Below are 12,525 nucleotides of genomic sequence, written 5' to 3' on the forward strand. Positions count from 1 at the left end.
AAAGCTCTATGCTAAAAAAATATTTCCTGAACTTTTTATTTTCTTCTGATTCTCATGATAAGAAATAAGCTCCTGATAAATATTCCCCTCTGATATTGCCTCATCATACCGCTCTTTTAACAAATCACGACTAACCTTAACAGAGTTAATTTGACTTTTGATCTGCTCAAGTGCTTCGTCTTCAACTCCGTCATCATTGCTGACAATCAATTCTTTAGCCGACTCATTCAAGTCTCTGATTTTCTGGTCGAGTTCATTCAATCTATCCTTTGCCTCTTGTACCACTTCAAGCAGTTGCTGCTCTAATCGCACCAACTGCTCGCCACCTTCCGTCACACCGTGACTGGCTAAAAAGTTAATGGCATCGGTCAATTCGTCAATCGTCGAAATCACTTTTTCTTTGGCGAACCGATTATTGACTGCGCCTGCTGTGTCCATGAAGTAAAAATAATCGTTGGTTTTGAGATAAAGATTATAATTACCGTCTTCTAGCAGGTCGGTCTTATAAGCACCGATAAAGATGATGCCACGCTGCGCAATTCCAAAATCCACATTGATGTAAAGCCCCTTTGTTGTAACATGGTCAATTTGCCAAGGTTCAATCGTGACTTGATAATCGAAATCGTTTTTAACGCTTTCGATTTTTTCTTCGTACTGATTGACCACATCCTCCACCGAAAACGTCCCCGTATTCTTTTTCAGGTGTGCTTCAATTCGATCCAGATTATAGCGCTCTGGGTCAGACTTGACCAAATTTCGCCCGCGGGTATTTCTCACTTGTACATCATCTAGTAAGCGATAAGTTGCCCACTTGCCTGAAAAATCCACGGCTAAGTTGAGAGCCTTAGCTTTTGTTTTGAAATCGTCCAAGTCGAGCGAATGCTCCAGTAGAAAATCCAAACGGGACTTAATCCGCGACTTGAAAATATTTTCCGTCTGCCACTTAGTGTACTTGGCATGAGAATTTTTTGGGGAGAACTCAATGATTTTGGCACCTGCTTTTGAGGCAATCCGATCTGAAATTTTTTGAAAGGCTTCATAGGTCATGTCCTTGGTCTTGCCATTTTTTAAGCGGGGCAACTGCCACTCAAACTGTTTACCTGTCATCGCGTTTGTCGAATTAAAAACAATGTGATTATGCAGATGGGCTTTATCGACGTGGGTCGCAATGACAAACTCATACTCCCCACTTGTTAATTCCATAACCGTTTGTCGGCCCAACTCATGAACTTCTTCAGGGCTTAAGCCGTCTTCAGGAGAAAAAGATTGAATCAAGTGATAAGCCAGCACCGCCTGCTTCCCATTTTTTGCGCGCTCCAAACTTTTTAAGGAGAACTCTAAACGCTTGGTTTTTGGATTAAAAACAAAGTGCTCGCCGTTTTCCTTGGCGGCGAGTTGTTTGGTCGCAATGAACTCCTCCGAGGCTTCATAGACATTATGAATCATGTAACCTGACACCAACTGTTTGGAAAAAGTCTTTTCATCATTCATCATATAGGGAAAGATATTATCCAAATGCCCTATCACTTCGGATTTTTCGACCAAGGTCTTTGCGGCATTCTCAATATAATCCTTAGAATTGCGCAAGCGATCAATAGTGTGAATCGCAAAATGTTTGGTATAAACCATCTGCTATAACCGCCTCTCTTCTTTTTTGACTTGCTTTAGTTGCTCACTTACCATAGCTGTTAGATGAATCCTCTGAGCTTGCAACTGTTGAATATCCGCAGGTGAAATTCCCTGAAACTCATGCGCCAGTTTGGTCAACTGATTGATGTTATTCCCAATCCGATTGACCTCAAAGTTGAGCCTTTTGAGTTCTGAGTAATCCGTGAAATGGACTTCCCCTGTGATAAGCAAAATCCGTGCAAAGTTTTGAAAATTATTAAAGGGACTCGCTTCTACTTTGGCATTGATATAGTCATTTTCTTCATCATTAAATCGAATAAGCCGTTGATGAGAACGGGTTCGATTTTCCTGAGTGCTCTTTCCTTTCATTTTTTATCTTATCCTTCCCCCTTTTGTTCCAAAATCGGGCAGGGGAAACCCAGCTTTTCCCCTGCACCCCATTTGGGAGAAACAGCCTTTCTCCCAGACTAAAGGAAAGTCTTTCCTTCTTGCAAGCATAGTGTTTGGATATCCAAACACAAAATTTATAAAAAGCGCCGAAACTCGTTCGACGCTTTCCATAAGTTTTTTGGGGGTCCCCCAATCCCCCAGAGCACTTTTTTCTGAGAAACTTTTCTCTTTATTTTTTCCCATAAGCTACCAAAATATCTTCAATCAAGGTGTTCACTTCTGCCTCTGACAACTGCTGAATCGTTGCTTTGGCCTCACACAACTCTGCAACTGGATATATACTATAAAAATGGACACAAAATAATGTGTTATATTTTGTCTCATAAGACACAAAACAGAAAGGCTTGCTATGACCTATCATCAACGCTACGACGAGGAATTCAAGCAATCCCTCGTCAATCTCTACCAAACTGGCAAACCTCAAGCAGACCTCTGTCGCGATTATGGCGTTTCCTCTTCTACCCTATCAAAGTGGATTAAACAATACTCTGAGGTCAAACTTGAAGATAATACCGTGATGACTGCTAAGCAAATTCAAGACCTTCAGAAACGCTTGGCACAATTAGAAGAGGAGAACCTTATTCTATCTTCGTTTCACTACGCTGTCCATACTCGCTAAGCAGACAGAGTCTGCAAGTCGTATGGCAACAAAAGCAAGTGCCATCTTCATGCAAAACTCAAAATAAGACTTGAAGCCATCTATCGACTGCGATTCGAACACGTGATACAAACGCTGTGTCGCGTGTTACGTGTCAATCGCTCCACCTACTATCAACTTCTTAATCACACCCCCTCAAAACGTGACCTTGAAAATCAAAAGTATCGAAAGCTTATTTTAGAGATTTACATCCAATCAAAGAAAAGACTTGGGACACGTAAAATTAAAGTCATTCTTCTGCGTGATTATGGCGTAAAACTTTCCGAAGGACGAATTTATCGTCTTATGAAAACAATGGCACTTCCTAAAATGTCAACCTTTAAACCGCATAATAATAGGGATAAGCAGAACCCACATCAGTCGCCTAATCTCCTCAAACAGCAGTTCAATCCTAGCGCCCCTAATCAAGTTTGGACAACTGATTTCACTTATATTTCTATTGGTCCTAAGAAATTTGTTTATCTTTGCGCCATTCTTGATTTATTTTCACGAAAAGTGATTGCTTGGAAAATTAGTCCTAAGATTGATGCGCAGTTGGCCATTGAGACGCTTCAACAAGCAATCAAATCAAGAAAACCTACTCAATCTTTGATTTTTCATTCTGACCAGGGCTCACAATTTAAAACCCAAGCATTCAGAAAACTCTTGGATGAAAATAATATTCTAGCTTCCTATTCTAAACCTGGTTACCCCTATGATAATTCTGTCACTGAGGTCTTTTTCAAGTATCTGAAACTTCGGGAAATCAATCGGAAGACTTTTCATTCCATTCAAGAAGTACAACTTTCTTGTTTTGAATACATTGAATGTTTTTACAACAACTACAATCCTCATTCTGCCAACCAAGAATTAACGCCTAACCAGAAAGAAATGGAGTATTTTAAAATTTAATTTCCATTTTTGTGTCTAATTATTTGACATTATTCCAAATTTGTTCTGTTGAAGTGTGCCCAACATAAGATTAAATTGTTAGAGAAAGAAAATCATTATCTTCAGGAGGAACTTGAACTTCTAAAAAAATTCCGGGTCTTCTTGAAGCGAAGCAAGTAAAACGTTTTGAATTTCTCTTGAAACATCATGGGAAGAGAATAAGACTAAAATAAAAAGGACAGTTGTTTTAGTCTGCTATTTTGCTATTAAATATTGATCTAATTAAGGTTCATTCAACGATAGGTTGGAAATATTATTTGCGAATAATATCTATACTCAATTGGAACATTTGTATCTTTATGTCATCTAGACAATAAGATTTTAGGAACAGCTGTTTTATCGTCTATCAGAAAAGCCAGTCTTTTTTCAGCTTGCCTTGCATAGCGCATTGGAGGAGCGATTTACGGATTTTTCTGAAAATTCTTTGTTGAATTTTGAGATTTTAAGAAAAAACACTATATGTAGTGTTTTTTTTAAAAAAAATAGAGAAAAACACCATATATAGGTATTAAGGTAGCGACTTTTATTTTTGAATGTGATATACTGAAGAATGAGGAAAGGGGGTGGTTAAATTGTATGTGGTAAAAATAAAAAACCAAGAAACGCAATTTCTTGGAGTTGTATTATAGATGAGCAATATCTATAAAGATTACTAAGCAAGTATGCAAAATAAAACCTTTAAATTATTCTCGCATAATTTGCTTAAAATTTCAAATCATACGAGAGGTAAATTATTGAAACAACATAATAAAAAAACTGTTTCAAGTTATTTCAACTTGAATAAAACACAGTCAGAACTTGAATTCTTAGATGTAAGATTGGATACAGATGTTAGATTATATATTGATCCAGCAGCATTTATAGCACTAGATAATAATTGGGGACAAAAATGTACGAAAATAATCAAAGATTATTTTCAAAAGGTGATTAATTATATTAAACAAGGCAATAAAAAGAAAGCATCAGATTTACTTTCAGGATTACGGGAACCTAATGAAATTCATTTAGGAAATTCATTAGGTCCCTCGAATGGTAAGGGGGTAGGGGATGATCGAGCTAAGAAATTATATGATGCACTGTCTGAATCAAAAGCGGTGAGTAGTGGTTTATTGGAGGATTTAGAAGATACTGCATTTATGATTGATGGTATTGGGCCAGATATGATTTCAGATATAATCGCAAATATCATTCGAAAAGAATTAATTGAATTTACACAAAAGATGTGTAAAAAATATGACATACCAAAATATGAAGTTAATTCTGGCCCTATACTAAATCTAGAACAAGAATGTTGGGAAAATATAAAAGTCGAATTACCAGGACCTGAATCTCCAAACGGTCGTTATGAAAAACTAATTTTAATCCCTAAAGATATAGTTTGCCGTACCCCCAGTTATGAGGCTAGAAAATTTAATAATGATAACATAATTCCACTTATTGTTGAGAAGGAGTTTGAAAAAGGTTTTGGGCGACTTTTGAATGGTTCTTTAAAGCCTTATACTAAACGAACTATAAAAGATAGACAAAAAGGACGTTCGATAAAATCTATTAATAGGGATTTCATAAAGGAAAATCCTGAAGTACTTTTGGAATATAAGAAGCACAGACATTCTTTTTCCCGCATGTCTGATGAAGAGATTTTTAAGATTATCGATGAATTACCAGCAGTATAATAAAATATGGAATATATCTTTTAAATAAATTAACTTTTAGATATTACAAACTGCTCAAAACAGAGTTTTAAGCAGTTTGTATAAATTGATTTATAAAGGCGGCTTTGTAAAAGAACAAACGTCATTTTGAATAGCACTCTATAGTAATTATTCAAAATGATTGGGAACTATTTTATAAACAGATTATGAAATTCATCTATTTTATAGGGGTTTCCTCCCCTATATGATAGGTGATTTTTTTATTAAGCAAAACCATACGAATTAGTGTCTAAATATTTGACATTAGTACAAGGAAGCAAATTAATGACCTCTGTGTTTTTCATAACGTTTCTTTTGTCTGAGTTCAAATTGTTTCTGCTTTTTAGCCTCTCGTTGTGCACGACTACTTTTCGTGCGTTCCAATTTTCGCTCTTCCTGTTGGACCTTCAGTGCTTGTTGGGCCTTCGTTCCAATACCAACCTCAGAAGCTTGTTTCTTAGCTAATTTCTGTAATCGTTTTGGATTGATTTTCCTATCATTAATCACTTCAGTTTTGATTGCTGGGCTAAATTTCAAGTTATAGTATTGGGTCAAAACAAAATCGTAAACCTCATAATCTTTAGGCTCTTTCCCAAAGATTACTTTAGCGACCTCAATCTTGTCATCATACCTTCTCTCAAAAATACCAACCCAGAATGGTTTTTTGAACAACACCGTCAATGTTGCACCTATCTTCTTCACTGCAATCCCTCCTTTATCTTAAAGCAGAAGAAGGGACAACCAAGGAGGCAGGTTACTGACGACTACTGTCGCTCCCGGACTACCTACCGGGATGTGTTTTTATCTTCTATCTATGATTATATCATAGATTCTCTCATTAAAGTTGATAATCACAAAACAAACAATCCCCTATCACCATAGATGCTTGCTCCATTATCATTCCCACAAATCTTCGTTAACTAAAATACATTTCAACAATCTTTATCAATCGTTTGATTTTTTACCTTTATAAACCTTCTTTTTTGAGTCGCAATGCTGATTCCTGTTTTCCGCTCAATCATTTTATAGGTCATCCCCTGTTGCTTCAATTCATAAGCAAATTGAATTTGTTCTTCCGAGAATTTTTGAGGCCGTCCTTCTTTAAAATTCTTATCATTGAGTTTGGCATAGCGTTTTCCCTCATTTGTCCGTGAGACAATCATGTCCCTTTCAAACTGCGCAAAAGCAGAAAACATCGTAAAAATCAGTTGGCCCGTTGGGGTATTATCAATGATTCCCATATTCAAGATATGGACGTTGATTCCACGCTCAAAAAGTTGTTGAATAATTTCAAGCGCTTCTCGAGTATTTCTTGCAAAACGATCTAATTTTGTGACGATCAGACAATCATCCCTTTGAAGTAAATGAATTAACTTTGTAAATTCGGGGCGATCTGTGGTTGTTCCCGTAAATTTTTCTTGATAAATTGCTTCTGCTCCCGCAGATTTAAGCAATTCGATTTGCGTTTCTAATTTTTGATCATTCGTACTCACGCGTGCATACCCAAGCTTCATTTTTACCTCCACTTATGAGCCCCAGTTGAGAGCTCGCTTTATTCCTTTAATATCAGTATACATTAAAAAAGCTCAAAACTGTTAAGTTATGAGCTAGTTGTGTTCTTATAAAAAATATCAGATATTCCTAAATTTCAATATTTTGAAATGTTTATCGTTAGCAGATTACTTAATATTATTTTTTATTGTTAAATAATATACTAGGATAACATTAAGTTTTATTTAAGAAAGTATTGACAATCTTATTCAAAGGTGTATAATGTAAGGGCAATCATTTATAGTTATGGATTTTCAATACTGAGGATTCATCAGATAAAAAAGGAGATCTTTATGAAAAAAAAGTTGCTTTTATTAATTTCAGGAGTAGCCTGCTTAGCAGTGGCTGCACCCGTTTTAGCAAATGGTCACACAGATAGCAATTGGGGTGATACCGTTCCTTGGGGAAAAGACAATCATTATACTGCCCCCCAGTGGAAGTATGAAACCACACCCGGCTATATTACTTTAAGCTCTGGTTCTCAAGCTGGTGCTGTGAATGCTTGGATGCAACTCCATAATGGTGTGGAGGTGAATTCTCCTAAGACTAAAGTAAATCGTGGAAGTTATGCTAAGGTACACGGAGACGCCCATGAATTATACGGGAATGTTAGAGTTCGTATGGCTATTGAAAATAATGCATGGCGTCCGTATTCTGAAACAGCTTATGGTGTTTGGAGCCCCGATTCTTATTAAAATATTGATGTAAGGAGGAGTTTATCTCCTCTCTTTCATTAACAGAGGAAAAAAATATGAATAAAAACATAATACAATATCATCTAAAAAAAAATTTATTTAGCCTCAGGTTTCTTGCAATTATTGCCATAAGTGTGCTTATATTTTATATTAATGTTTATACTACTAATGATTGGAATCAGTTGGAAAACAGGAATTTTATAAATTATGTGATCACATTTGACGGAATTGGTATCGGAACAGATGTATATTTGTTTTTTATCCCCTTTTTAGCCTCTTTATTAGGAGGAGCACTGTGGGGAAGTGAGGTAAGAGCAAGAAGAAATCTCTTTGTCTTATCTCGCTGTAAAAAGAAAATTTATCAAAACTCACTTTTATTTACTTCATTTTTATTAGGAGGAATTGCAGGGGTTTTTCCTGTTGTTTTAAATCTGATGGTGGCTTGGATTAATTTTCCACATTTCGATAAAATACCAAAGCATTCTGAATATCCTGTTTTTCAAACAGATTTTTGGGGAGATGCACTCTTTAATCGGATGCCAGCGGTAACCATTATATTACTTGTCCTCCTCATTTTTGTTTTCTCGGGATTCTTTTCTCTTCTTAGTCTCTCACTAAGCTTTATTTATCCTAAAGTTGTTATAGAAATGTTAGCTCCTTTTATAGCTTCCTTTATTATTTATCTGGTGACATTTGCCATTGGCTTGAGTAGCTATTCTCTTAATAGTTTCTTAAATTTTTCCTATACATCGAATCGTGGAGTATGGGGCATGCTCGTTTACCTCGTCCTGTTTGTTTTTATCATCGGGGGATTAGTGATCAAACTTGATAGGAGCGACACCCTTGACTAAAATTTCAAAATTTGCTTTACGCTTGATATTAAGAGATAAAATGATTCTACTATTGGTGCCATTGTCCTTTGTATATTGGTTAATCAATTTTAACGCGGAGACGTCTCATATTCTTGTACCTTTGTCTTTCTGCTTGTATTTTTGCTTTGGAACCGCAATCCCTTTTCTTATCACTATTGCTGTTGTGATAAAAAATAATCGTCCAGAGCAACAGATAAGAATCGATAAAACGGCTCAAATGAAGCAAAACTTGTTGATAATCGCTCTATTTTCGATGCTATACACAATATTAAAAATACTTCCATATTTTTTCTCTACTCCTTCAAATGATGCCTTCCCCTCCATGCTACTTATTGAGGGGGCATTACGAGCATTCATGATGTTATTTTTTATTGGTTTGTCTCAATACATTGGATGCATCTATTTTAAAAATAGATATTTATGGATGGGTGAACAATTAATCATACTTTTTGTGGGTGCTGCTCTTCCAGTAGGAAAATTCAACTCAATCAAGTTTGCAATTTTTTCATTTTATTCAAACAAGGACTACATCGGATACGGATTTTCACTGCCCTTGACCATTTTACTTTTTGTTGGTACTTTGCTTGTTTTAATTTATTGGATCACTGTAGCGCTTGAACGCAAAGAATATTATGGGAGAAATTATGAAACTTGAAATAAAATACTTTTTTCAACTATTAAGGAAAAATAATTTAGAAAGACTAATCTTATTTTTCTTCTTTTTGGTCATATTAACTTCTAAATATATTGGCTATCGAAGCATAGCCCCTGTGCTTGAATTTTCTCCCACCATTTTTGCAAATTCTCTCTTGGCTGTAAAAGCTCCAAATGTTATAGCAAATATAATTCAAAATATGTCAAGTATCTTCCTTTACAGTATTGGACTCTTCATCCCTGGTTCTATCTTTTATTTTTACCTCAATAATACACATCTCTTAATTTATATTAGAAGTCATGATTATAAAATTAAAGGTTTGTTTTCATTCCTATTTTCTATCACATATTCTGTGATCTTCATTGGGCTCACTCACGTGATTAGCCATGTTATTGCCTCTTCCCCTATAAGAATAAATCCTTATCAAGTCTTTATTCAAATCTTGTTACTTGAACTTTTGATTTTACTTCTTAACTTATTTGACACTCTAGGGCTACTCTATCTTGGCTACTTTATCGATTTGGTTCTTTTGCTAGGTCTAAGTAATATGATGTATAAAATAGTGAAAATCTCAGAAGTTTGGCAAACAGTATGGTTAGTGCTCTTAATCGCTGGAGTTCATCTCTTCACGCTTCAGTTACTCTACATGAAAGAAATAAAATAAGGAGAAATCATGTATATTGAAATCAATAATATAAATAAAAAAATTAAAGACAAGAATATTTTCCAAGATGTCAGCCTTTCCTTTGAAAAAGGAAGTATTAATGGAGTTATCGGTTCTAACGGATCAGGGAAAACGATGCTTTTTCGAGCGCTTTGTGGATTTATTAAATTAGATTCAGGAAAAATCCAAATTGATTCTAAACCAGTTAAATTTGGAGAACGGCCCCCAGTACCTATCGGACTTATATTAGAAACACCAGGTTTTATACTTAATGATACTGCACTAAATAATCTAAAATATTTAGCAGAAATTAACAATAGTTATGATGAAAGCTATGTTTTGTGGTTATTAGATTTCTTTAGTTTAGCAGAGTATAAGGATAAGAAAGTGAAATCATTTTCTTTAGGAATGAAGCAAAAACTTGGAATCATACAAGCCGTTATGGAACATCAGGAGTTAATTATTCTGGATGAACCTACAAATGGAATTGATAAAAAATCCATTTTAAAATTTAATGAACTTATGAATCAATTGAAAGTTGAAGGAAAAACGATTATTATTGCATCACACAATGATTATGAAATCAAAGAGTTGTGTGATACGATAACGGAAATAGAAAATGGAGCCATTAATGAAACGAAACGTTTATAAAAAATTACTTCAATCATTCGCGATTTTTTCACTGTTTTTCATCGCGATTTTTTCCCTATCTGCGTGTATGCCAGGATCCCGATTTTCTGTAACAAAGCAAGAATATAAAAAAACAACCTCTGATGGAAACAAATCAATCATTATCACATTTCACTCTAAAGAGGACCATGTCATAAAACAAGAAACATTTATTCGGGATGCGATTCCTGATGATTTAAAAGGAATTAACAAAGAAAATTATAAATCAAAATATAATGGTTTATATAAAAAATATCACGGGATTCGTGGCATATCCACAAAAATCGATTATTCAACGGACGACAAAGGAAAGGCCATGATTCGTGAAAACATTCTCTTTGATTATGAGAAAATTAATCCAACGGATATTTCTGATTTAACAGGGGAGTTAAGCCATGGTGATCTATCAAAAGATAAGAAAGTAAGTCTTAAAAAATCAATTGAAACTTTAAAAGCCGACCACTTTGAACACGGCTACGCACCATAAATTTATAGCGGGAGTTTCTCACACTCAAAAAGAGGAGACATCAATAGGATGTCCCCTCTTTTTGAAAACAAATGATACTAATATACAATAAAAACTCAAAACAATTAAGTTATGAGTTGGTTTTTTAGCCTATTTGAACTTGTCTACCTTTAAATTTCCATCTTCATAAATAAACCACCATTTTTGAACAATTTTTTCGTTATTAAAACTATATTTTTTGATCGGGGGAACCAGTGAATCTATGTACTGAGCACTAGTAGGCAAAAGTAAATTGTATCCTTCAGAGCTTCTATTATTGTAACGTATATAATTTAGTGTTATAGAAACAATCAGTGTAAATCCGTTATCCTTTTTTTAAATTTTCTTAATCCATCGACTTTAATTACATCAATTTGCTCCTTTTTTAGTTGTTGGAATTCACCCTCATGATTCTATCTTATGAATTCCTAATTCATAAGATGGGATTGCTTTGTACATGGGTAAACCACTATAGGAAATATGGAGAAATTCCGGAAACTAAAAAAAAGAGGAAAGAAAATAGAAAAGAAAAATCCAAGTATTTCTATTTGGATAAATCATAATATTTTAGGCCTTAAGCCTATTTTCTCATATGAATGATACGTGGGTTAATCTTATAGATAAATTCCATAATTTATCAGCTACTGAATCATCCATAGCTTGTGAGATAATATGAGCTTCTTTAGGATACCCTCTTGTTTCTCTTAATCTAGATGGGCCATAATACGCTCCTTTTTTCACATCCGGTTCAGTCGCCGCAAACAGTGTTGCCCATGCGCCATGGGATGCCGGTTGGAAAAGAATATTTCCTAAGGTGCGTCTTGCTATTCCCGCCAAGCTATTTTTACCAGAACCATTAACAATTAGATTGGTTCTTGAAACACCTGGATGAGCAGAAACAGACGTTATACCCCAACCTTTTTTATCACTTTGCTTTTGCAATTCACGTGTGAACAAGAGCATAGCTAATTTAGATTGAGAATATGCTTTCATTGGTACATATTCTTTTTCTGATTGAAAATCTTCAAAATTTATGTTTCCTTGACGACTCGCTATACTACTCAAATTAACTACTCAAGCTGACTGAGATTTTTTTAATAGAGGCAATAAACCGGCAGTTAAAGCAAATGGTCCCAAATAGTTTGTTCCAGTTTGTAATTCAAAGTTGTCAGCAGTAGTTTTTCGAGTGGGTGGATTCATAATTCCAGCATTATTGACTAATATATCTATTCTGTCTAGTGTTAATTCAATATTTTCACAGAATTGTCTAATAGATGTAAGACTTGCCAAATCTATTTGTCCAAAAGATATTTGTCCATTAGGAACTTGGGAAAGAATGTTTTGCACAGCTTCATCTCCTTTATCAGGATTCCGGCCAGCAAGAATAACTTTAGCTCCTGCTTTAGTCAAACAAAGTGCAACTTCATACCCAATTCCCCCTGTTCCGGTAACGATTGCTATTTTATTACCTAAGTCTCCAATTTTATTCGGTGTCCATTTCTTGTCCATATGACAGTCTCCTCATGTTATAATATTAATATCAAAATAGTATATAC

General features: G+C 35.0%; 14 protein-coding genes and 2 pseudogenes. 9 read left to right on the forward strand and 7 right to left on the reverse strand.

Going from position 1 to position 12,525, the window contains the following annotated elements:
* Positions 1 to 6: 6 nt before the first annotated feature.
* Genes GHI93_RS00090 through GHI93_RS00100 form a run of 3 tightly spaced genes read right to left on the reverse strand, consistent with a single transcriptional unit; the run spans position 7 to position 2,262 of the window.
* Positions 7 to 1,629 carry a relaxase/mobilization nuclease domain-containing protein gene (locus GHI93_RS00090; RefSeq protein ID WP_153494477.1) on the reverse strand — a complete coding sequence of 541 codons (1,623 nt, stop codon included), beginning with the start codon at positions 1,627 to 1,629 and terminating at the stop codon, positions 7 to 9.
* Positions 1,630 to 1,632: 3 nt separating this feature from the next.
* Entirely contained in the window at positions 1,633 to 1,998 is a 366-nt protein-coding gene (locus tag GHI93_RS00095) for a plasmid mobilization protein (RefSeq protein ID WP_153494479.1), read from the reverse strand.
* A gap of 3 nt (positions 1,999 to 2,001) precedes the next feature.
* The gene (locus GHI93_RS00100) at positions 2,002 to 2,262 is read right to left on the reverse strand and encodes a hypothetical protein (protein ID WP_153494481.1); all 261 of its coding nucleotides are present in this window, start codon (positions 2,260 to 2,262) and stop codon (positions 2,002 to 2,004) included.
* 166 nt (positions 2,263 to 2,428) lie between these two features.
* Here GHI93_RS00100 and GHI93_RS00110 point away from each other — a divergent pair.
* The 3 genes and pseudogenes from GHI93_RS00110 (at position 2,429) to GHI93_RS00120 (ending at position 5,340) form a co-directional block, all read left to right on the forward strand.
* Positions 2,429 to 3,628, forward strand: a pseudogene (locus GHI93_RS00110) (IS3 family transposase).
* Positions 3,629 to 3,685: 57 nt separating this feature from the next.
* Positions 3,686 to 3,837 (forward strand): annotated as a pseudogene (locus GHI93_RS00115) (IS3-like element IS1068 family transposase); the annotation flags it as partial.
* Positions 3,838 to 4,401: 564 nt separating this feature from the next.
* Positions 4,402 to 5,340, forward strand: coding sequence for a hypothetical protein (locus GHI93_RS00120; RefSeq protein WP_170272342.1), 939 nt, complete (start codon positions 4,402 to 4,404; stop codon positions 5,338 to 5,340).
* A 300-nt stretch (positions 5,341 to 5,640) separates the two neighbouring features.
* On the opposite strand, the gene GHI93_RS00125 is transcribed toward GHI93_RS00120, so the two are convergent.
* Positions 5,641 to 6,060, reverse strand: coding sequence for a YjdF family protein (locus GHI93_RS00125; RefSeq protein WP_343030279.1), 420 nt, complete (start codon positions 6,058 to 6,060; stop codon positions 5,641 to 5,643).
* 230 nt (positions 6,061 to 6,290) lie between these two features.
* Positions 6,291 to 6,872 carry a recombinase family protein gene (locus tag GHI93_RS00130; RefSeq protein WP_153494486.1) on the reverse strand — a complete coding sequence of 194 codons (582 nt, stop codon included), beginning with the start codon at positions 6,870 to 6,872 and terminating at the stop codon, positions 6,291 to 6,293.
* Between the two features lie 330 nt (positions 6,873 to 7,202).
* Here GHI93_RS00130 and GHI93_RS00135 point away from each other — a divergent pair, with 330 nt between their 5' ends.
* The 6 genes from GHI93_RS00135 to GHI93_RS00160 are packed head-to-tail and all read left to right on the forward strand — an operon-like array spanning position 7,203 to position 10,951.
* A complete protein-coding gene (locus GHI93_RS00135; protein ID WP_153494487.1) occupies positions 7,203 to 7,604 on the forward strand; it encodes a hypothetical protein in 402 nt (133 codons plus the stop codon).
* Positions 7,605 to 7,660: 56 nt separating this feature from the next.
* A complete protein-coding gene (locus tag GHI93_RS00140; protein WP_153494489.1) occupies positions 7,661 to 8,455 on the forward strand; it encodes a hypothetical protein in 795 nt (264 codons plus the stop codon).
* On the forward strand, positions 8,448 to 9,131 hold the full coding sequence (locus tag GHI93_RS00145; RefSeq protein ID WP_153494491.1) for a hypothetical protein: 684 nt from the start codon (positions 8,448 to 8,450) through the stop codon (positions 9,129 to 9,131). Before GHI93_RS00140 ends, GHI93_RS00145 begins: the two co-directional genes overlap by 8 nt.
* A complete protein-coding gene (locus tag GHI93_RS00150) occupies positions 9,121 to 9,795 on the forward strand; it encodes a hypothetical protein (protein WP_153494493.1) in 675 nt (224 codons plus the stop codon). Before GHI93_RS00145 ends, GHI93_RS00150 begins: the two co-directional genes overlap by 11 nt.
* Before the next feature lie 9 nt (positions 9,796 to 9,804).
* Positions 9,805 to 10,446, forward strand: coding sequence for an ABC transporter ATP-binding protein (locus GHI93_RS00155; protein WP_153494495.1), 642 nt, complete (start codon positions 9,805 to 9,807; stop codon positions 10,444 to 10,446).
* The gene (locus GHI93_RS00160; protein ID WP_170272343.1) at positions 10,427 to 10,951 is read left to right on the forward strand and encodes a DUF1307 domain-containing protein; all 525 of its coding nucleotides are present in this window, start codon (positions 10,427 to 10,429) and stop codon (positions 10,949 to 10,951) included. Before GHI93_RS00155 ends, GHI93_RS00160 begins: the two co-directional genes overlap by 20 nt.
* Positions 10,952 to 11,557: 606 nt before the next feature.
* Here GHI93_RS00160 and GHI93_RS12945 read toward each other — a convergent pair.
* Both GHI93_RS12945 and GHI93_RS12950 read right to left on the reverse strand, forming a co-directional pair.
* Positions 11,558 to 12,034: an SDR family NAD(P)-dependent oxidoreductase gene (locus GHI93_RS12945; protein WP_211368864.1), complete on the reverse strand. Its 477-nt coding sequence runs from the start codon at positions 12,032 to 12,034 to the stop codon at positions 11,558 to 11,560.
* A gap of 9 nt (positions 12,035 to 12,043) precedes the next feature.
* On the reverse strand, positions 12,044 to 12,478 hold the full coding sequence (locus GHI93_RS12950; protein WP_211368865.1) for an SDR family NAD(P)-dependent oxidoreductase: 435 nt from the start codon (positions 12,476 to 12,478) through the stop codon (positions 12,044 to 12,046).
* Positions 12,479 to 12,525 lie beyond the last annotated feature (47 nt).

It is taken from the genome of Lactococcus hircilactis, from assembly GCF_009601015.1.
GTDB classification, from domain to species: domain Bacteria; phylum Bacillota; class Bacilli; order Lactobacillales; family Streptococcaceae; genus Lactococcus; species Lactococcus hircilactis.

Coding starts and splice junctions, on each gene's coding strand:
- GHI93_RS00090 (WP_153494477.1), bottom strand. CDS start 1,629: ATGGTTTATACCAAACATTTTGCGATTCACACTATTGATCGCTTGCGC.
- GHI93_RS00095 (WP_153494479.1), bottom strand. CDS start 1,998: ATGAAAGGAAAGAGCACTCAGGAAAATCGAACCCGTTCTCATCAACGG.
- GHI93_RS00100 (WP_153494481.1), bottom strand. CDS start 2,262: ATGGGAAAAAATAAAGAGAAAAGTTTCTCAGAAAAAAGTGCTCTGGGG.
- GHI93_RS00130 (WP_153494486.1), bottom strand. CDS start 6,872: ATGAAGCTTGGGTATGCACGCGTGAGTACGAATGATCAAAAATTAGAA.
- GHI93_RS00135 (WP_153494487.1), top strand. CDS start 7,203: ATGAAAAAAAAGTTGCTTTTATTAATTTCAGGAGTAGCCTGCTTAGCA.
- GHI93_RS00140 (WP_153494489.1), top strand. CDS start 7,661: ATGAATAAAAACATAATACAATATCATCTAAAAAAAAATTTATTTAGC.
- GHI93_RS00150 (WP_153494493.1), top strand. CDS start 9,121: ATGAAACTTGAAATAAAATACTTTTTTCAACTATTAAGGAAAAATAAT.
- GHI93_RS00155 (WP_153494495.1), top strand. CDS start 9,805: ATGTATATTGAAATCAATAATATAAATAAAAAAATTAAAGACAAGAAT.
- GHI93_RS00160 (WP_170272343.1), top strand. CDS start 10,427: ATGAAACGAAACGTTTATAAAAAATTACTTCAATCATTCGCGATTTTT.
- GHI93_RS12950 (WP_211368865.1), bottom strand. CDS start 12,478: ATGGACAAGAAATGGACACCGAATAAAATTGGAGACTTAGGTAATAAA.